At 61.0% G+C, this 18515-nt stretch carries 22 protein-coding genes; 14 read left to right on the top strand and 8 right to left on the bottom strand.

The features are described 5' to 3' along the window. Positions 1 to 44: 44 nt before the first annotated feature. A complete protein-coding gene (locus tag ACWBU6_RS05910; RefSeq protein ID WP_452649531.1) occupies positions 45 to 1046 on the top strand; it encodes an IS3 family transposase in 1002 nt (333 codons plus the stop codon). 259 nt (positions 1047 to 1305) lie between these two features. Here ACWBU6_RS05910 and ACWBU6_RS05915 read toward each other — a convergent pair whose 3' ends face one another. Continuing rightward, positions 1306 to 1449 carry a magnesium chelatase domain-containing protein gene (locus tag ACWBU6_RS05915; protein WP_452647905.1) on the bottom strand — a complete coding sequence of 48 codons (144 nt, stop codon included), beginning with the start codon at positions 1447 to 1449 and terminating at the stop codon, positions 1306 to 1308. 158 nt (positions 1450 to 1607) lie between these two features. Continuing rightward, positions 1608 to 1850 (bottom strand): accessory factor UbiK family protein, encoded by a 243-nt coding sequence (locus tag ACWBU6_RS05920; protein WP_155455213.1) that lies wholly within the window; start codon positions 1848 to 1850, stop codon positions 1608 to 1610. 192 nt (positions 1851 to 2042) lie between these two features. Here ACWBU6_RS05920 and ACWBU6_RS05925 point away from each other — a divergent pair, with 192 nt between their 5' ends. From ACWBU6_RS05925 to ACWBU6_RS05980, 12 genes are all read left to right on the top strand, one after another. Continuing rightward, complete coding sequence (locus ACWBU6_RS05925) at positions 2043 to 2804, top strand: TorF family putative porin (RefSeq protein ID WP_452647906.1); 762 nt, start codon at positions 2043 to 2045, stop codon at positions 2802 to 2804. Positions 2805 to 2815: 11 nt separating this feature from the next. Beyond that, the gene (locus ACWBU6_RS05930) at positions 2816 to 3154 is read left to right on the top strand and encodes a P-II family nitrogen regulator (protein WP_028102386.1); all 339 of its coding nucleotides are present in this window, start codon (positions 2816 to 2818) and stop codon (positions 3152 to 3154) included. An 11-nt stretch (positions 3155 to 3165) separates the two neighbouring features. Beyond that, positions 3166 to 4716 (top strand): ammonium transporter, encoded by a 1551-nt coding sequence (locus ACWBU6_RS05935; RefSeq protein WP_452647907.1) that lies wholly within the window; start codon positions 3166 to 3168, stop codon positions 4714 to 4716. A 171-nt stretch (positions 4717 to 4887) separates the two neighbouring features. After that, a complete protein-coding gene (gene gshA, locus ACWBU6_RS05940) occupies positions 4888 to 6186 on the top strand; it encodes a glutamate--cysteine ligase (protein ID WP_452647908.1) in 1299 nt (432 codons plus the stop codon). Positions 6187 to 6299: 113 nt separating this feature from the next. Continuing rightward, positions 6300 to 7250: a glutathione synthase gene (gene gshB / locus ACWBU6_RS05945; protein WP_452647909.1), complete on the top strand. Its 951-nt coding sequence runs from the start codon at positions 6300 to 6302 to the stop codon at positions 7248 to 7250. Between the two features lie 2 nt (positions 7251 to 7252). Beyond that, entirely contained in the window at positions 7253 to 7654 is a 402-nt protein-coding gene (locus ACWBU6_RS05950; RefSeq protein ID WP_452647910.1) for a PTS sugar transporter subunit IIA, read from the top strand. Positions 7655 to 7679: 25 nt separating this feature from the next. Beyond that, the gene (locus ACWBU6_RS05955) at positions 7680 to 7949 is read left to right on the top strand and encodes an HPr family phosphocarrier protein (RefSeq protein WP_426341306.1); all 270 of its coding nucleotides are present in this window, start codon (positions 7680 to 7682) and stop codon (positions 7947 to 7949) included. Positions 7950 to 7967: 18 nt separating this feature from the next. Then, the gene (gene ptsP / locus ACWBU6_RS05960; RefSeq protein WP_452649532.1) at positions 7968 to 9716 is read left to right on the top strand and encodes a phosphoenolpyruvate--protein phosphotransferase; all 1749 of its coding nucleotides are present in this window, start codon (positions 7968 to 7970) and stop codon (positions 9714 to 9716) included. A 23-nt stretch (positions 9717 to 9739) separates the two neighbouring features. Beyond that, the gene (metX, locus tag ACWBU6_RS05965) at positions 9740 to 10894 is read left to right on the top strand and encodes a homoserine O-succinyltransferase MetX (protein WP_452647911.1); all 1155 of its coding nucleotides are present in this window, start codon (positions 9740 to 9742) and stop codon (positions 10892 to 10894) included. Then, the gene (gene metW, locus ACWBU6_RS05970) at positions 10891 to 11502 is read left to right on the top strand and encodes a methionine biosynthesis protein MetW (protein ID WP_452647912.1); all 612 of its coding nucleotides are present in this window, start codon (positions 10891 to 10893) and stop codon (positions 11500 to 11502) included. Before metX ends, metW begins: the two co-directional genes overlap by 4 nt. Positions 11503 to 11521: 19 nt before the next feature. Next, the gene (locus ACWBU6_RS05975) at positions 11522 to 12412 is read left to right on the top strand and encodes a M48 family metallopeptidase (RefSeq protein WP_452647913.1); all 891 of its coding nucleotides are present in this window, start codon (positions 11522 to 11524) and stop codon (positions 12410 to 12412) included. A 1-nt stretch (position 12413) separates the two neighbouring features. Further along, positions 12414 to 13322: a pseudouridine synthase gene (locus tag ACWBU6_RS05980; RefSeq protein ID WP_452647914.1), complete on the top strand. Its 909-nt coding sequence runs from the start codon at positions 12414 to 12416 to the stop codon at positions 13320 to 13322. On the opposite strand, the gene ACWBU6_RS05985 is transcribed toward ACWBU6_RS05980, so the two are convergent. The 6 genes from ACWBU6_RS05985 to ACWBU6_RS06010 all read right to left on the bottom strand — a co-directional run bounded on the left by ACWBU6_RS05985 (position 13295) and on the right by ACWBU6_RS06010 (position 17748). Continuing rightward, positions 13295 to 14272, bottom strand: coding sequence for a hypothetical protein (locus tag ACWBU6_RS05985; RefSeq protein WP_452647915.1), 978 nt, complete (start codon positions 14270 to 14272; stop codon positions 13295 to 13297). The two genes, ACWBU6_RS05980 and ACWBU6_RS05985, sit on opposite strands and share 28 nt — an antisense overlap. Positions 14273 to 14288: 16 nt before the next feature. After that, positions 14289 to 14990 carry a hypothetical protein gene (locus ACWBU6_RS05990; RefSeq protein ID WP_452647916.1) on the bottom strand — a complete coding sequence of 234 codons (702 nt, stop codon included), beginning with the start codon at positions 14988 to 14990 and terminating at the stop codon, positions 14289 to 14291. A gap of 71 nt (positions 14991 to 15061) precedes the next feature. Continuing rightward, positions 15062 to 15463: a hypothetical protein gene (locus ACWBU6_RS05995; protein WP_452647917.1), complete on the bottom strand. Its 402-nt coding sequence runs from the start codon at positions 15461 to 15463 to the stop codon at positions 15062 to 15064. Positions 15464 to 15465: 2 nt separating this feature from the next. Continuing rightward, entirely contained in the window at positions 15466 to 16206 is a 741-nt protein-coding gene (locus ACWBU6_RS06000) for a DUF4386 domain-containing protein (protein ID WP_452647918.1), read from the bottom strand. A 73-nt stretch (positions 16207 to 16279) separates the two neighbouring features. After that, positions 16280 to 16978 (bottom strand): FG-GAP repeat protein, encoded by a 699-nt coding sequence (locus ACWBU6_RS06005; RefSeq protein ID WP_452647919.1) that lies wholly within the window; start codon positions 16976 to 16978, stop codon positions 16280 to 16282. Continuing rightward, positions 16978 to 17748, bottom strand: coding sequence for an exodeoxyribonuclease III (locus ACWBU6_RS06010; RefSeq protein WP_452647920.1), 771 nt, complete (start codon positions 17746 to 17748; stop codon positions 16978 to 16980). The genes ACWBU6_RS06005 and ACWBU6_RS06010 overlap by 1 nt, the downstream gene beginning before the upstream one ends. 48 nt (positions 17749 to 17796) lie before the next feature. Between ACWBU6_RS06010 and pyrE the strand changes: the two genes are divergently transcribed. Beyond that, complete coding sequence (gene pyrE / locus ACWBU6_RS06015) at positions 17797 to 18453, top strand: orotate phosphoribosyltransferase (RefSeq protein ID WP_452647921.1); 657 nt, start codon at positions 17797 to 17799, stop codon at positions 18451 to 18453. The last annotated feature ends 62 nt before the right edge of the window (positions 18454 to 18515 follow it).

Consider the following 18515-nt stretch of genomic DNA (forward strand, 5'->3'; position numbering starts at 1 on the left):
CTAGCCGACCTCTGATGCAGCGAACAATTGGTGATCTCGAAATAATGTTCGCGAACTCGCCAGAAGATACGCATGTTCTCGCTCAACTCGCAGCCGAACGGGCGCAGTGGATTGATCGCGGCGATGAGGTGCCGTTGGCGATGCAGTGCGAGCTGGCAGCCGTGCCGCGCTCCACGGTCTACCGGCGACTGGAAGCGGCAGCGCGCCAGCCATTGGTGGACGAGGAGGATGGCCAGCTGCGGGCGCTGATCGACGAGGAGTACACCAATCGGCCGTTCTACGGTAGTCGGCGTATGGTGGTGTTTCTGCGCGGGCGAGGCCATTGCGTCAACCGTAAGCGCGTGCAGCGCCTGATGCGGGAGATGGGCCTGGCCGGCATGGCGCCGGGACCCAACACGAGCAAGGCGCAGCCAGGGCACAAGGTCTATCCTTACCTGCTGCGCGGTGTGGCGGTAACGCGGCCAAACCAGGTGTGGTCGACGGATCTCACCTACATCCGACTGGCGAAGGGTTTCGCCTATCTGGTGGCGATCATCGACTGGTACAGCCGCAAGGTGCTGGCCTGGCGCCTCAGCAACAGCATGGACGCCGCGTTCTGCGTGGACTGCCTGGAAGACGCTATACGTCACCATGGCAAGCCCGAGGTTTTCAATAGCGACCAAGGCTCGCAGTTCACCAGCAGCGCCTTCACCGGTGTACTCAAACGCGAAGGCGTGGCGATCAGCATGGATGGGCGCGGACGAGCTTTGGACAACATCTTCGTGGAGCGCCTGTGGCGCAACGTGAAGTACGAGGACGTGTATTTGAAGGGCTATGCCAACATGGCCGAGTTGACGGTGGGGCTGGCGCAATACTTCGCGTTCTACAACGCCGGGCGCCCACATCAGGCATTGGGCTACGAGACGCCAGATCGGGTCTACAGCGCGGGCATCGGCGGCGGTGCGATGATCGTTGACAAATTCGGCGACGCAGATCAGGGGCAGGAAGAAGTGAGCAATACGGGGCAGCGCCGGGCAGCTGCAGAAGTGGAAACGGGCACAGCTTAAATTAACCGGCTAAGTGTCTTGACTGACGGGTCCACTTTAATCGTCGTGGACGGTAAGCTCCGAAAGCTGAAATGCAGGTAGGAGAACTTTGTGTTTTGACTCGTCCTCTTTCATTTAGCGCTTGCTCCCCAATTAGAAATGAGCCCTCTGCAATACTGTAACGCAGTTTTATCTTGCGCTGCATAGGAATCAGGGAGTGGCGTTGCATCGCTTCATCTGAGTGGTCTTCACTCGACGACCCAGTCCATCTTGGGGAAACTTAGCTGTTAGTGGTATCCACAACAAACTTGCATGTACGGTGCTGCAGCAGTTCGAAACCGGCATCGGTGATGGCGGCGCGCCTGCGGTCGCGCGCCCCTTTTACTTCGGTGTCGGCCAGGCCAACGATCGCGAAGGCGGGCAAGTCGTTGGCCAGTGAACTTGAAGATTGACTTCCGGCGCCAGCATGCCGGCCAGGGCACGGCTTTTGATGACGGCAATGCCCATGGTGGCTTCCCGGGTCCCCAGCCGAACCTTCGTAGACCGCGGGCGCCACCGCCCGTTCAAGCTAGCGCAAGGGGATTACTTGTCGGCCAGCTTGGCTTCCAGCTCGGCCAGGCGCGATTCCATCAGCTCCAGCTTGGCGCGGGCTTTGGCCAACATCTGGGCCTGGATGTCGAATTCCTCGCGGGTTACCAGGTCCAGCTTGGCAAAGCCCTGGGTCATCATCGCCTTGACGTTCTTTTCAATATCTTTCGCCGGCGAGTTTTCGATGACCTGGTTGACCTTCTGTTGCAAGTCATTGAAGAAGGCGTTCATGTCCATGTTTTTCATTCCTGTTGTGTGAGTTTGTGCACCACAACGGTGCGGCTTTGGCTTTAAATGGTGCGGAAAGCTGTCCTTAAATCAACTAGCGCACGAATTTTGCCTGGCACGCAATCTGCTAATAAGCAAGAAAGCTGTTATTTCAGACTGAATTTTAAACCGCAATAAAAGTTCACTCAAAAGGAAATCGCCATGATTCATAAGAGCAAGAAGCTGGGACTCACCGCTGCAGTCGCACTGGCAATGGCAACGATGGGAGCCGGCCAGGCCCACGCGGCCGATGCCGCACCCGGGGCGAAGCCTGATAATGAGTTCAGCTATAACGCGGCCCTGACCAGCGACTACCGCTACCGTGGTATCTCGCAAACCCGCCTGAAACCGGCGCTGCAAGGCGGCGCTGACTGGGTCAACAATCCGACCGGTTTCTATGCAGGTGCCTGGGGCTCCACCATCAAGTGGATCAAGGATGCCGGCGGTGATGCTGACGTTGAACTGGACCTGTACGGCGGCAAGCGCGGTGAAATCGCGCCTGGCGTCAGCTACGACGTGGGCTTCCTGGCCTACATTTATCCTTCCAACGACCTGCATCCAAGCCCGAACACCCGCGAATTGTACGCCCAGCTTGGCTATGGCCCGGCAACCCTCAAATATTCGCATTCGCTGAGCAACCTGTTCGGCTTTGCGGACAGCAAGCACAGCACCTACATCGACGCTTCCTTCAACCAGGAAGTGTATGAGGGCATCATCCTGAACCTGCACGTTGGCCGCCAGAAAGTGAAGAACAATGGCTTCTTCAGCTATACCGACTGGAAGGTCGGCGCGACCAAGGACTTCGGCGTGGCTTCCGTCGCGTTGGCTTATATCAAGACCAATAGCGACGCTTATATCGCGCCGACCAATGGCAAAAACCTGGGCAAGGGCGGCCTGGTGCTGACCGTGTCCAAAACCTTCTGAAGAGGCATCGTATGAAAATGATTACCGCCATTATCAAGCCGTTCAAGCTCGACGAGGTGCGTGAAGCCCTGTCGGCGATCAACGTGCAAGGTATTACGGTGACCGAAGTCAAAGGCTTTGGCCGCCAGAAAGGCCATACCGAGCTGTATCGCGGCGCGGAATATGTGGTCGATTTCCTGCCAAAGACCAAGATCGAGGCCGCGGTTGACGATGCCATCGTTGACCAGGCTATCGAGGCGATCGAGAATGCCGCCCGCACCGGCAAGATCGGCGACGGCAAGATTTTCGTCTCGTCGCTGGAGCAAGTAATCCGTATCCGTACCGGCGAAACCGGCAACGAAGCACTGTAAGGGGAACCGTGATGCACAAGACCATTAAAAAATGGCTGGCGGGGGTGACTGTCCTGTTGGCCTTCAGCGCAGCACTGCCTGTGCTGGCCCAAGATGCCAAGCCGGTCGAAGCGCCGGCTGCCGCAGCAACTGCCGCCGCGCCTGCCGCTGCTCCGGCCGCGCCTGTCGCCGCTGATGCTGCTGCTGCACCGGCGGCCGCGGCTGCTCCAGCCGATCCGGCTGCTGCGCCGGCCGCGCCGGTAGCGCAAAAGGGCGATACCGCCTGGATGTTTGTGGCGACCCTGCTCGTGATCATGATGACCATCCCGGGCCTGGCCCTGTTCTACGGTGGCCTGGTGCGTTCGAAGAACATGCTGTCCGTGCTGTTGCAGGTGTTCTTCGTGTTCGCCATGATCATCGTGCTGTGGTGCCTGTATGGCTATTCGATTGCTTTCACTGAAGGGAATGCTTTCTTCGGTGGCTTTGGCCGCACGCTGCTTGACGATATTTACGATCCGGCCAAGGGCTTCGCCATGGCTGCGACCTTCAGCAAGGGCGTCGTAATTCCTGAATTCATCTTCGTTGCATTCCAGGGTACCTTCGCAGCGATTACCTGCGGCCTGATCGTCGGCGCGTTTGCGGAGCGCGTGCGTTTCTCCGCTGTGCTGGCCTTCATGGTGCTGTGGTTCACTTTCAGCTACCTGCCGATCGCCCACATGGTCTGGTTCTGGACCGGCCCTGACGCGATCACCAGCGCCGAGACCCTGGCGACCGAAACCGCCAAGGCGGGCTGGATCTTCCAGCAGGGCGCGCTGGACTTCGCCGGCGGCACCGTGGTGCACATCAATGCCGCTATCGCCGGCCTGGTGGGCGCGATCCTGATCGGCAAGCGCGTTGGCTACGGCCGCGATTCCATGGCGCCGCATTCGCTGACCATGACCATGATTGGCGCTTCGCTGCTGTGGGTGGGCTGGTTCGGCTTCAACGCCGGCTCGGCGCTGGAGGCGGGCGACATCGCTGCACTGGCCTTCGTCAACACCTTGCTGGCAACCGCCTGCGCAACCGTGTCGTGGGTGTTCGGTGAGTGGGTCTTCAAGGGCAAGCCTTCCATGCTGGGCGGCGCGTCCGGTGCGGTGGCCGGCCTGGTGGCGATCACCCCGGCTTGCGGCTTCGTCGGCCCGATGGGCGCACTGGCGATCGGCCTGCTGGCCGGCATCATCTGCCTGTGGGGTGTGAATGGCCTGAAGCGCTTGATTGGCGCGGATGACTCGCTGGATGTGTTCGGCGTGCACGGCGTGGGCGGTATCCTGGGGGCGATTCTGACCGGCGTGTTCGCTGCCCCATCTTTGGGCGGCCAGGGTGTATTTGACTACGTTGCCAACAAGGCAAGCGCGGATTACTCGATTGGCGGCCAGGTGATCACCCAGGCAACTGCCGTGGGCGTGACCATTGTGTGGTCGGCTGTTGTTGCCTTCGTGGCATTCAAGCTGGTTGACATCGTGATTGGCCTGCGTGTGCCGGAAGAGGAAGAGCGCGAAGGCCTGGATATCACCAGCCACGGCGAATCGGCTTACCACGCTTGAGTTTGCAAGTCCGGCTCAGGCACCCAACAAAACATGCTGCGCCATGTCTTGTCAGGTGCCTGCCCCCTGACGCCCCCATCCGGGGGCTTTTTTTTGTTCCAAAGTATCTTTTAATTGGGGTTTTTGCCCCAAAATGGAGAGTCTGCAAATACCAACCCGCAAGGAAGTCACATGGTTCCCCATCTCGTCACGGCCCTGACCGGGCCGTTACTGGATCTTGAAGAAAAGATCATTGCCGCGACCCCAGCCATTGAACGGTGGTTCCGCCTCGAATGGCAGGAGCATACGCCGCCGTTCTATGCTTCGGTGGATTTGCGCAATGCCGGCTACAAACTGGCCCCGGTGGATACCAACCTGTTCCCGGGCGGCTTCCACTTCCTGGCCAACGAAATGCTCCCCCTTTCGGTGCAGGCGGCCATGGCGGCGATCGACAAGTATTGCCCGGATGCGCGCAACCTGCTGCTGATCCCGGAAATCAAACCGCGCCATCCGACCTATTTCCAGGGCGTGGCGCGCCTGATGCAGATCTTCCGCCAGACCGGCCTGAGCGTGCGCTTTGGAACGCTGGACCCTGCCATCACCCAACCTACGCCGCTGGCGCTGCCTGACGGCAATATGCTGGTGGTGGAACCGCTGGTGCGCTCGCCGAACGGCCGCCGCCTGGGGCTGAAGGATTTCGATCCTTGCACCATCTTGTTGAATAACGACCTGTCGGCCGGCATTCCGGACGTCCTGACCAATCTGCATGAGCAGAGTTTGTTGCCGCCTTTGCATGCCGGCTGGGCAATTCGCCGCAAGTCCAACCATTTCAATGCCTATGACGAGGTAGCCAAGAAGTTCGGCAAGCTGATCGGTGTCGATCCTTGGATGGTCAATCCTTTCCATGCCAAATGCGGTGCGGTGGACCTGGCGACCGGCGAGGGCCAGGAAAGCCTGGCGGCGTCGGTCGATGCGGTACTGGCCAAGATTCGTAAGAAGTACAAGGAGTACGGCATCAAGGAGAAACCTTTCGTCATCATCAAGCCCGATGCCGGTACTTACGGCAAGGGCGTCATCACGATCCGCGATGCGGCCGAGCTGAAAGAGTTGTCGGAAGAGCAGCGCAAGCGCATGACGGTGATCAAGGATGGCAAGGCGGTGACCGACCTGAACATTCAGGAAGGCGTGCCGACTTTTGAGAGCATCAAGGAGGCGTTTGCCGAGCCGGTGGTGTATATGATCGACCGCTATGTGGTGGGCGGCTTCTACCGCGTGCATGGCGAAAAGGGGCCGGACCAGAATTTGAACGCGCCGGGCTCGCAGTTCGTGCCGCTGGCGTTTGCGCAGCAGCATGCGGTGCCGGATGTGAAGGCCAAGCCGGGGACTGCGGTGCCGAACCGGTTTTATGTGTATGGGGTGGTGGCGCGGTTGGCGCTGCTGGCGGCTTCGCTGGAGATGGAGCGCACGGATCCGGATCCGGAGGTCTACTAAAACCGGTAAACCAGTGTCAGACCCGCAGGGGCTGACACTGATGACGCGGCGGCTGCGGGCACGGGTTTATCGGTTTTCGGCTAGAATCAGTCGTTACATTTTTGGACTAATCCATGAAAATCGCCTTCCTCGCCGACCCGCTGTCCAGCTTCAAGATCTACAAGGACTCCACCTTTGCCATGATGGCCGAGGCGGCGCGCCGGGGGCATGAGGTGTATGCCTTCCAGCAGCGCCACATGGCGCTCAGGGAAGGCAAGGTCACGGCCCATGTTTCGCGCATCGAGCTGACCGGCGATGCCCACGCGTGGTACAAGGCCGCGCCGTCGGAGGATTCCAGCCTGGCTGCCTTTGACGCGGTGATCCAGCGCAAGGACCCGCCGTTCGACATGGAGTACGTCTACGGCACTTACCTGCTGCAACTGGCGGAGCAACAGGGCGCGAAGGTCTTCAACAAGCCTTCCGCCATCCGCGACCATAATGAAAAGCTGTCGATCGCGCAGTTCTCGCAGTTCACCGCGCCAACCCTGGTGACCAGCGACGAAACCCGCCTGCGCGATTTCCAGGCCGAACACGGCGAGGTGATCCTGAAACCGCTGGACGGCATGGGCGGCGCCGGCATCTTCCGCGTCAAGGCCGATGGATTGAACCTGGGTTCCATCATCGAGACCCTGACCCAGCTCGGCAGCCGCACCATCATGGCGCAGCGCTACATTCCCGACATCGTGAAAGGCGACAAGCGCATCCTGCTGATCGACGGCAAACCGGTGCCTTACTGCCTGGCGCGCATCCCGCAGGCGGGCGAAGTGCGCGGCAACCTGGCCGCCGGCGGTACCGGTGTGGCCCAGCCGCTGTCCCAGCGCGACCGCGAAATCGCCGAGGCCCTGGGTCCGGAATTGGCTGCGCGCGGCCTCTTGCTGGTAGGATTAGACGTGATCGGCGATTACCTCACCGAGGTAAACGTCACCAGCCCGACCTGCTTCCAGGAGATCACCCAGCAGACTGGCTTCCAGGTTGCGTCCATGTTCATCGACGCGGTGGAAGCCCGGGCAGGCAAGCAAGGATAGACATGGTAGGGATTTTATTGATGACACATGCGCCGCTGGGCCAGGCTTTCCTGGCTGCCGCGGCCCATGTGTTCCGCGCCCCGGTGGAAAAACTGGAGGCGATCGACGTGGTGGCAGACCAGGACCTGAACGAAGTGCAGCAGTTGGCGCGCGAAGCCATCAAGCGCCTTGATACCGGTTCCGGCGTGCTGGTCATGACCGATATCAAAGGCGGCACGCCCGCCAATTGTTGTAACAAGCTGGCCAATGCCGGCCAGGTCGAGGTGGTCGCGGGCATCAGCCTTCCCATGCTGCTGCGCGCCATCACCTACCGTACCGATACGCTGGACGTAGTAGTGGAAATGGCCCTGGCCGGCGCGCAGAATGGCGCGGTCAAGGTCGATAACCGCATCCGAGTCAATTAACGAGTCAACCAAGCAAAACTAAAACATGATTCAGCAAGAACTTGAAATCATCAACAAGCTCGGATTGCATGCACGTGCTTCTGCAAAATTCACCCAACTGGCAGCCAAGTTCCAGAGCGACGTCTGGCTGTCGCGTAATGGCCGCCGCATCAACGCCAAGTCCATCATGGGCGTGATGATGCTGGCTGCTGGCAAGGGCGCCAAAGTCCTGCTGGAAGCGGACGGTGCCGATGAACAGGATTGCATCAACGCCCTGACCGCACTGGTCAACGACAAGTTCGGCGAAGGCGAGTAAATGCGGGACGGCAGCCCGATGGCATCGTTCTCCCTCCACGGAATTCCGGTTTCGCGTGGCATCGCGATCGGCCGCGCGCATATCCTTGCGCCGGCGGCGCTCGATGTGAAGCACTACCTGATCTCCGAGGAAAACGTGGAAGCGGAAGTGAAGCGCCTGCAACAGGCGCTGGCTGCCGTGCACCGCGAGCTGCAGACGTTGTGGAATGAGCTGCCGAAGGATGCCCCGACAGAGCTGGGCGCCTTCATCGACGTGCATGCGCTGATCCTGTCGGACCCCATGATTTCCGAGGCGCCGCTGGATATCATCCGCAGCCGCCATTACAACGCCGAGTGGGCGTTGCTGACCCAGATCGACGAGCTGTCGGCGCAGTTCGACGAAATCGAAGATCCTTACCTGCGCGAGCGCAAGGCCGATATCCAGCAGGTCGCCGAGCGGGTGCTGAAAGTGCTGATGGGCAGCGAACCGCTGCTGCCGAAACAGGCCGAACTCGAAGGCGATGAATTCCTGGCCCAGATGATCGTGGTGGCCCACGATATCTCGCCGGCCGACATGCTGAAGTTCCGCGACCGTTCCTTCATCGGTTTCGTGACCGATGTGGGCGGCCAGAACTCGCACACCGCCATTGTGGCGCGTTCGCTCGACATTCCGGCAGCAGTCGGCATGTCGCAAGCCTCGACCCTGATCCAGCAGGACGACTGGGTGATCATCGACGGCGATGCCGGCGTCGTCATCGTCACCCCAAGTGCGCAGGTACTGGAGCAGTACCGCGAACGCCAACTGGCGGCAATGCGCGCCCGCAAGAAGCTGGGAAAACTGAGAAAGACGCCGGCCATCACCAGGGACGGCACGCAGATCGCCCTGATGGCGAACATCGAACTGCCGGAAGATTGCGAGCATGCGATGGAGTCGGGCGCCAATGGCGTCGGCCTGTTCCGCTCCGAATTCCTGTTCATGGGCCGCGACGGCGACATGCCCTCCGAGGACGAACAGTACGAGCAGTACACCAAGGCCGTGATGGCCATGAAGGGCCGTCCGGTGACGATCCGCACCCTCGATATCGGTGCCGACAAGCCGCTGGACCAGATGGAGCACACCGCGCTCAATCCGGCACTGGGCTTGCGCGCTATCCGCTATTGCCTGGCGGAGCCGCAGATCTTCCTGACCCAGTTGCGCGCCATCCTGCGCGCCTCGGTGCACGGCAAGGTGCGCATCCTGATCCCGATGATGGCGCACGCCTTCGAGATCGAGCAGTCACTGGCCATGATCAAGCGCGCCAAGGCGCAGCTCGACGAAAGAGGGGAGAAGTACGCCCCCGAGGTGCCGGTCGGCGCCATGATCGAGATCCCGGCCGCCGCGTTGGCGCTGCCGATGTTCGTCAAGAAGATGGACTTTCTTTCCATCGGCACCAATGACCTGATCCAGTACACGCTGGCGATCGACCGCGTCGATTACGAAGTGGCGCACCTGTACGACCCGCTGCACCCGGCCATCCTGCAGCTGATTACGATGACCATCGCCGCCGGCCGCAAAGCCGGTATCGAAGTCGCCGTATGCGGCGAAATGGCGGGCGATGCCAAGATGACTCGCCTGCTGCTGGGCATGGGCCTGCGCGAATTCTCGATGCATCCGTCGCAGCTGCTGGCGGTCAAGCAGGAAATCCTGAACAGCGACCTGGAACAGATTGCGCCGCAGATGCGCAAGATCATGCGCAGCATGGACCCTGAGACCATTGCCGACGCTGTCAACGCCCTGCAAGCCCTGTAACACTTTTTCTTCAGATTATTCACATGCCTTCGATTGGAATCGTCTCGCCGCAGACAATGCACTTTGCGGAACCCCTTCAGCTGCAGAGCGGAGCATCCCTGCGCGACTACATGCTGATGTACGAGACCTATGGCACGCTGAATGCGGACAAGTCCAATGCGGTGCTGGTGTGCCACGCGCTGAACGCCTCGCACCACGTGGCGGGCTACTACGCCGACAATCCGAAGAACGTGGGCTGGTGGGACAATATGGTCGGGCCGGGCAAGGCGCTCGATACCGACAAGTTCTTCGTCATCGGGATCAACAACCTGGGATCCTGCTTCGGCTCGACCGGCCCGATGCACGTCAATCCGGAAACCGGCAAGCCGTATGGCGCCGCATTCCCCGTAGTGACGGTGGAGGACTGGGTGACCGCGCAGGCGCGCCTGGCCGACCAGTTGGGCATCCGCCAATTTGCCGCCGTCATGGGCGGTTCGCTGGGCGGCATGCAAGCCCTGGCCTGGTCCATCATGTATCCCGAGCGCCTGCGCCATTGCCTGGTGATCGCTTCCACGCCGAAACTGTCGGCGCAGAATATCGCCTTCAACGACGTGGCGCGCCAGGCCATCCTGTCCGACCCGGATTACCACGGCGGCGACTTCTACGAACACAGCGTGGTGCCGAAAAACGGCCTGAAAGTGGCGCGCATGATTGGCCACATCACCTACCTGTCGGACGACGACATGGCCGAAAAGTTCGGCCGCAAGCTGCGTGATATGGCAGCCAGTGGCGACTACAAATTCGGCTTCGGCATCGATTTCGAGATCGAATCCTACCTGCGCTACCAGGGCGACAAGTTCGCGGAGTACTTCGATGCCAACACCTACCTCCTGATCACCAAGGCGCTCGACTACTTCGACCCGGCGCGCAAGTTCGACGGCGACCTGACCCGGACCCTGGCCGGCACCAAGGCCAAGTTCTTCCTTGCTTCCTTCACCACGGACTGGCGCTTCTCGCCGGAGCGCAGCCGCGAGATCGTGCAAGCGCTGCTGGCCAACCGCCGTGAGGTGACTTACGCCGAGATCGACGCGCCGCACGGCCACGACGCCTTTCTGCTCGAGGATTCGCGCTACATGAACATGGTGCGCGCGTACTACGGGCAAGTATGGAAAGAAACGAACAAGGAACAAGCAGCATGACTTTCGATGACCTGAGCAGCGCGCGTCCCGATCTGGCCTTCATCGCGCACTGGGTGCGCGAAGGCGCCCACGTGCTCGACGTGGGCTGCGGCGACGGCGTGATGATGGATTACCTGCAGACCGGCAAGGGCTGCACCGGCTACGGCCTGGAGCTGGCGGACGAGCAGGTGCTGGCCTCGACCCAGCGCGGCGTGCGCGTGATCCAGCAGGACTTCGAGAACGGCCTGGGCATTTTCGGCGACAACTCTTTCGATACCGTGTTGTGCCTGTCCTCGCTGCAGATGATGAAACACGTGGAAGACCTGCTGCGCGACATCGTGCGCGTGGGCCGCGAAGCCATCGTGTCTTTCCCTAATTTCGCTTACTGGCCGCACCGCGTAGCGCTGCTCAAAGGGCGCATGCCGGTCTCCAAGTCGCTGCCATACCAATGGCACGACACGCCGAACGTGCGCTGCGCCACCATCTACGACTTCCAGGAACTGGCGGAAGAGGTGGGGCTGGAAGTGATCGAATGCGTGGCGCTGGCGGAGGGCAAGACCGTCTCCGTGCTGCCTAACCTGCGCGGCGACCTCGCCGTGTTCCGCCTACGGAAAAAGCAATCCAGTTAAGCTGTGTTATCTTAAAGCCATGAAGAAGTTCAAGCTCACCCTTATTGCGCTGGCGCTGGCCGCCGGCACCGTGTCGGCGCAGCCAGCTGCGCCGATGAATCCCAAAGCTGACGGCATTCCCGTCACCAAGCTGTCGCGCCTGCGCGTCTTTGCCGATGAGCAGCAAATGGACCAGCAGTCCAAGCTGCAGTACACCCAACTGCTGAATGAAGCCAGGCAGAAGGAAGCGCTGGTGCCGGAATCCGACCCGCAGGTCAAGCGCCTGCGCGCCATTGCGTCCCGCATCGTGCCGTATGCCCAGCGCTGGAACCCGTCCGCCGCCAACTGGCAATGGGAGGTCAACCTGCTCAATTCCGACCAGGTCAATGCTTTCTGCATGCCGGGCGGCCGCATCGCCTTCTTTACCGGCATCCTGACGAAGCTGAACCTGACCGACGATGAAGTGGCGATGGTGATGGGGCATGAAATCGCCCACGCCTTGCGGGAACATGCCCGCAAGCGCGCCGTGCAATCGACCGCCGTGTCGCTGGCCAGCAAGCTGGGTGGCGCTGTACTGTCGTCTTACCTCGGCATTGATCCGCGCATCACCGATGCCGGCGCCAATGTGGCCGGCCAACTGACCGTGATGAAGTTCTCGCGCGGCGATGAAACGGAATCCGACCTGGTTGGCATCGACCTGGCGGCCCGCGCCGGCTTTGATCCGCGTGCCGGCATCGCGTTGTGGCAGAAGATGAGCGCCGTCAATGCGCAGCAGCCGATGGAATTCCTGTCCACCCACCCGAGCGGCAATTCGCGCATCCAGGACATGCAGAAGCAGATGCCGCTGGTGTTGCCGGTGTATGCCCGCGTGCGCGGGCTGGACGTGAACAAGCTGCCGCCTTACCAGACTTCGCCGCTGCCCAAGTCCTGAAATGTCGCGCCCGAAGCAAGCCCCGGGCGCACCGCCATTGCCGATGCGCGATGGCGTCACGCCCAGCTACCTGTGGCTGCCGGAGGGCAACTGGCCGGACATGATCACCTTCATGTCCGCCAACTATCCCGCCGTATCGGAAGCCCAGTGGCGTGAGCGCATGGCGCGCGGCGACGTGGTGGACGGCAAAGGCGTGCCGGTGCAGCCCGGATCGCGCTATGTGCGCGGCGCCCGCATCTGGTACTACCGCGAGCTGGAATACGAGTTTCCGATTCCGTTTGAAGAAGAGGTGCTGCACCAGGACGAGCATATCGTGGTGGTCGACAAGCCGCACTTCCTGCCGACGATTCCGTCAGGGCGCTTCGTCAAGGAGACCTTGCTGGTGCGCGTGCGCCGCAAGCTGGGCATCGAAGACCTGGTGCCGATCCACCGCCTCGACCGCGAGACGGCAGGGCTGGTGATCTTTTCCTGCAATGCGGCCAGCCGCGGCGATTACCAGTCGCTGTTCCAGAAGCGGCTGGTGCAAAAGGAGTATGAGGCGCTGGCCGGCCCGCTGCCGGGGCGCGACTTCCCCTTCGTCTATCGCAGCCGCATGGTGGAGGGCGACAAGTTCTTCACCATGAAGGAAGAACCGGGCGAGCCGAATTCGGAAACCATGATCGACGTGATCGGGCCGCGCGGCGAGCATGTGCTGTACCGCTTATGGCCGCACACCGGCCGCCAGCACCAGTTGCGCGTGCACCTGTCGTCGCTCGGCATCCCGATCGTCAACGACGTGTTCTACCCTGTTGCTCTGCCGTGCAAGCAGGACGACGTATCGTCGCCACTCAAGCTGCTGGCCAAGTCCATCGGCTTCCCCGATCCGCTGACGGGTGAGTGGCGCTACTTCGAGAGCAGGCGCACTCTTTGAGCCAGTTCCTTGCCTTCCTTCGACAGGAAGGGGGATAGGCTGGCGTAGCCGATCTCTATGCTTTCGTTGCAGTCGCGGTGGAAGTGCGGATAATCGAGATCGAATCTCATCCCCTTGGCGGTTGGCAGCGATGGAGAAATGGACGGCTCCAGCCTGTCGCATGCGGTGGCCTTTTTCATGATCAGCTTACGCAGCGGTTCTTCGATTGCGCTCTCGGCCAGCCAATTGGCCGGTTCGACTTTTTCACCGGTGCGCAGGTCAAAGACCAGTGCAGAGTGCGCGGACGTGGTGTGCGGCCCCCCGCAATAAACGTCAGGCACGTCGTCGCTCACCAGCAGGTAACCGGCCAGCACTGCGTTGGCGGTCAAGCTGCTTTCCCATCCCCCGCCGCCATTGCGCTCACAGAAATTGGCCTGGGCAACGCGCTCCGCCTCCCAGCGCCCCACATAGTCGTTGATTTTGCGAAGCGCATCGCTGCTGCCCACCAGCACAAAGCTTGCTCCCAGCGGCGACCGGGCGATGCGCAGCGTCAGGTTGCCGATTTTCGCCTTGCTGTAGCGGGGTTTGTCGGCCGCGGCGATCGGTGCGTAAAAAGCCGGGCCGCAGTCTCCGCCCTGTGCCAGTCCGGAAAGCCGGGTCAACCGGATGGCTAGCCTGTTGGCGTTGCCGGGGCCGATCCACTCGCCTGTCAACTGCGTATCCGTGACGCCGGCTATCTGCCATTTGCCGGTGGCCTTGCCTTTCGCTTCCTCGTTCCAGGAGCCTGGCTCGCCTTCAACATGTTCGAGGGGGATGCCGTGCAGGTGCTTCAGGTAGAAGTAGTGCGAATCGGTCGCGGTAAAGCAGGCGTTGATACGGCTGTTGCCGATCTTGCCGGTCCAGGTGCCATGGATGGCCTGGATGTCGCCCGCATGAGCGGTGCCGGCGACAGCGAGGGCCAGGGCAGCCAAACTTTGCATGCAGGTGTCAGCCGAACATGTAGCGGACCAGCATGCCGATGGGGAACCACATGCCGAACTGGACTGCGAGAGCGATGTACAAGGCCTGGTTCTCCGGACGCAGGCCGCCATCGGCGGCTTCCGAAATCGTGCGCGTCATCGCCTCATGCGCCACTTCGCGCAGTGTCATGCCGGTGGTTGCGACCTCGGTGATGGTTTCGGCCAGCGGGATGCGGGAGGTCAGGGTGCCGAGCAGCCATGGCAGTGGCTTGGGCAAGCCGGATTGCACGTTCAGGAAGGTGCGCCAGCTGCCGAGGAATTTTTCCGCCATCGGGCTGCCCGGTTCGTACTTCACGCTGCGCAGGAAGGTTTCCAGGATGCCGGCTCCCAGTTTGGTGATCAGGCCCGACTGGCTTTCCACCACGCGCGCCAGGATGCCCTGCAGGCCAAGTTTATAGGCCATCATGCCTGTCAGGCCGACGCCAATGATGAAGGGGGCGGCGACAAAGGCCGCGTAAATCATGGCCGAGCCGTGTCCGCCCCCCAGGTCGCTGTGGAACAGGAACGTAACGCCCAGTGCATTGACAACTATCGCTGCCAGCACCGCCAGTACGGTGCGCACGATGCCGGCACCGGCGCCGCGGGTGACATCGCTTGCCAGCTGTTTGGCGAGGGCGATCTTGTCGATGCTGCTGTTTTCTTCGTTTGACGGTGTCAGGGCTTGATTCATGGCCAGCGCAATAGTTGTTTAAACTTTGGCATTTTAAACAACTAGCGCATGAATGGGCGTTTTTAATTGCTTCAGTGCGCCGGGGCGGACTTGGGACTGTAGCTCGAGCCTGGAGGCGCCCAGAACAGCGGGCCTTTCGGGGAGATCTGCAGGTTGTCGCTCAAGCCCTGTTTTTTCAGTTCGCGCCGCAGGCCTTCCACACCGTCGTCGCTCTCGATGATGAAGGCCTCGTCGATCACGTCGCCGTAGTGGCGGTTGGTGGTTTCGATCGCCAGCTCGACCAGGTCGCCGTCGGCTTCAATACTCCACAGGTGCACATCCTCGTCTTCGGCGAAGGTCTTGAAGCGCCAGGTGCCTTTTTCGGTCTGTACGAACTGGATCGTGTCGAACTGCTCGTCGCTGGCTTCGGATTCTTCGTCGTTGATAAAGCTGCTCTTGATGGTCAGCAGGAAAAGCACTAGTACAGATTTCATTTTCATTTCCGGGCGATTTTTATCCCGCTATTATAGGCGTCGACGCCCTGCACCGGCTGGCTCGCACCCATGATGCAGAGCCATAGGCAGATGCTGATCTCGCCAAGCGAGGCCGGAATCGACAACAGGTCGGCACCCGGCAGAGAATTGAATTCGGGCAGCAGGATGTAGCCAAAGGCTTCGATTGCATAGCCGGCGCTACCGGCCATCAGCAGGATGCCAAGCAACTTGGGCAGGATGGCCGATTTGTAGACCAGGTAGCCGAATGGCGCTAGCCATAGGCTCCAGAGCACCTGGTTCAGGACCATACCCCTGCTGTAAGCCTTGAGCGACAACATCGCTTGCTGCGCCAGGACATCTGGCGCAATTCCGCGCAGGTACCCGGCGCCGCTGATCAGGTTCAGTACTTCCAGGCTGTGGCCGACATTGGCGAAGGATAGCGGCACGCTGGCGACGGCCAATGTCACCATCACTGCGGCGGAGGTGCGGCCATAAGGGCTGAGAAGTTTGTAGAGCGCTAATGGCAGCAGCAGGAAGGCAAGGTAGCACACCAAGCTCGCGGCGATTCCGCTGCGGAACAGGCCCTCGTGTGAGCGGATGCTGGCGAAGGCTACGGCGGGATCGTTGCCGATCTTGAGCTGGGCCGGCACATACATCAAGGCAAAGATGCCGGTGACGACGACGACCAGGTACAACAGGCCTGCAGTGCGCGCGAGGCGCTTGGTGGGCGTACTCTGTTGCATGTTCTTTCCTTGTTTTTTTGAAAAGAACACGCAGGATGGCATAAGCACCGGCGGCCAGCAAGCCGCGCGTTGCTCAGCAGCCGCAGGCGGGCTGGCTGCCGTGGGTGTGAGCGACCTTGCGCAGTAACGTGCCTTCGGCCGCGCCGGAAGAAAGGTACAGCCGTTCGTCGTAGGCGCAGCTTTCGTCGGGAATTCCCAGCAGCAGATCGAGCTTGCCATCGCCGTCCATGTCGCCCGCCCAATAGACCACTGGCGTGGTTTCGCCGCCGTATTCGCCCGTTGCGCTGACTGCGAACAGGAACTGTTTGATGGTGCCGTCGGTGAGATGGTAACGTTTGCGTTCTTCCGCTGTCTTGACCCAGGAAAGCGTCAGCGGCTGGGGCCCCCACGGCATATTCCATTTGCCCAGCTTGCGCAGCTTCTCGAATTGCGGGCTGCCAAAGTACTGGGCGTCGTTCATGGCGTGCCAGGTGACGACTTTGCCGGGTTTGAGCGGCAGGTTGGCAAAGACGGCGCGCGGCTTGCCATCGATAAAGACGCTGTCCAGCTCCACCTCCGAATCCATGATGTCCTTGGCGGTATCGATGGAAATATCGACGGCGACCGGGCGCAATTCGCAGTCCAGCTTCTGGCAGAACAGGCCGAGCCAGGCCGCGTTGCGCGGCATGGAGTTCGGCATCAGCTGGCGCGAGCTGTCGATGATGACGGCGGTGTCGGCGGCGCAGGCGACACCGGCGGTGGCGAGCAGCAAGGCTGCGAGTGCGCGCCGCATCAGGCGTGGTACTCGATGATCAGGGGAGCGTGGTCGGAGAACTTCTCGTCCTTGTAGACCGACACGGTATGCGCCTTGGATGCGATGCCTGGGGTGGCGACGTGGTAGTCGATGCGCCAGCCCACGTTCTTGGCGTAGGCCTGGCCGCGGTTCGACCACCAGGTGTACTGCTCCGGGCGCTGGTCCAGGCCGCGGTGCACGTCCACGTAGCCGACTTCGTCGAACAGTCTGGTCATCCAGGCGCGTTCTTCCGGCAGGAATCCGGAGTTCTTCAGGTTGCCCTTCCAGTTTTTCAGGTCGATCTCTTTGTGGGCAATGTTCCAGTCGCCGCAGATGACGAACTCGCGGCCTTCGGCGCGCAGTTGCTGCAGGTGCGGCAGGAACAATTCCATGAAGCGGAATTTGGCGAGCTGGCGTTCTTCCGAGGAGGAGCCGGAAGGGCAGTACACGGAGATCACGGTCAGGTTGCCGAAATCGGCGCGCACGTAGCGGCCTTCGGCGTCGAATTCGGGGCTGCCAAAGCCGATCAGCACGCGGTCAGGCGCCACCTTGCTGTAGATGCCGGTGCCGGAATAGCCTTTCTTCTCCGCGTAGTGGAAGTGGCCGTGATAGCCGTGCGGATTGAGGAATTCCTCGGTCATGTCCGGTGCCTGCGCCTTCAGTTCCTGTACGCAGATGATGTCGGCGTCGATGGTCCCCATCCAGTTGAAAAAGCCCTTCTTGGCGGCGGAGCGGATACCGTTCAGGTTTGCGGAAATGATTTTTGGCATAGGTGTTCCGGTTAAAATATCGGCACTTTGAACAGAGATGGGTGCACTATGAGCAATTTGAGGCAAGAGTTTATCGCGTTTTCCGTACAGGCGGGAGTGCTGAAATTCGGCGAGTTTACGACCAAAGCAGGGCGCCAATCGCCCTATTTCTTCAACGCCGGCCTGTTCCATGATGGCGCGACGTTGGCCCGGCTTGCGGACTTTTATGCCCAGACCCTGCTGGACTCCGGTGTCGAATTCGACATGCTGTTTGGCCCGGCCTACAAGGGCATCACGCTGGCCTCCGCGACCTCGATGGCGCTGGCCGGCAAAGGCCGCAATACCTCCTTCGCCTACAACCGCAAGGAAGCCAAGGACCACGGCGAAGGCGGCACCCTGGTAGGCGCCAAGCTCGCTGGCAAAGTTGTCATTATTGACGACGTGATCTCGGCCGGCACTTCGGTGCGCGAATCGGTGGAAATGATCCGCAACGCCGGCGCCGAGCCTTGCGCCGTGCTGATCGCGCTGGACCGCATGGAACGCGGCGGCAAGGATGGCCAGATGTCCGAGCTGTCGGCAGTGCAGGAAGTGAGCAAGAACTACGGCATTCCGGTGATCTCGATCGGCAACCTGTCCGACCTGTTCACCTTCCTGTCGGCCGACCCGTCGCTTGCACGGTACAAGGACGCGGTGGCCGCTTACCGCAGCAAATACGGCGTGGAATAAGCCGCGCTGGCGCCGGCTGGGCGTTGTGCTAGACTGTGATTGCTTCCTTACAACATTAAAAT

It is taken from the genome of Pseudoduganella sp. HUAS MS19, assembly GCF_053615455.1.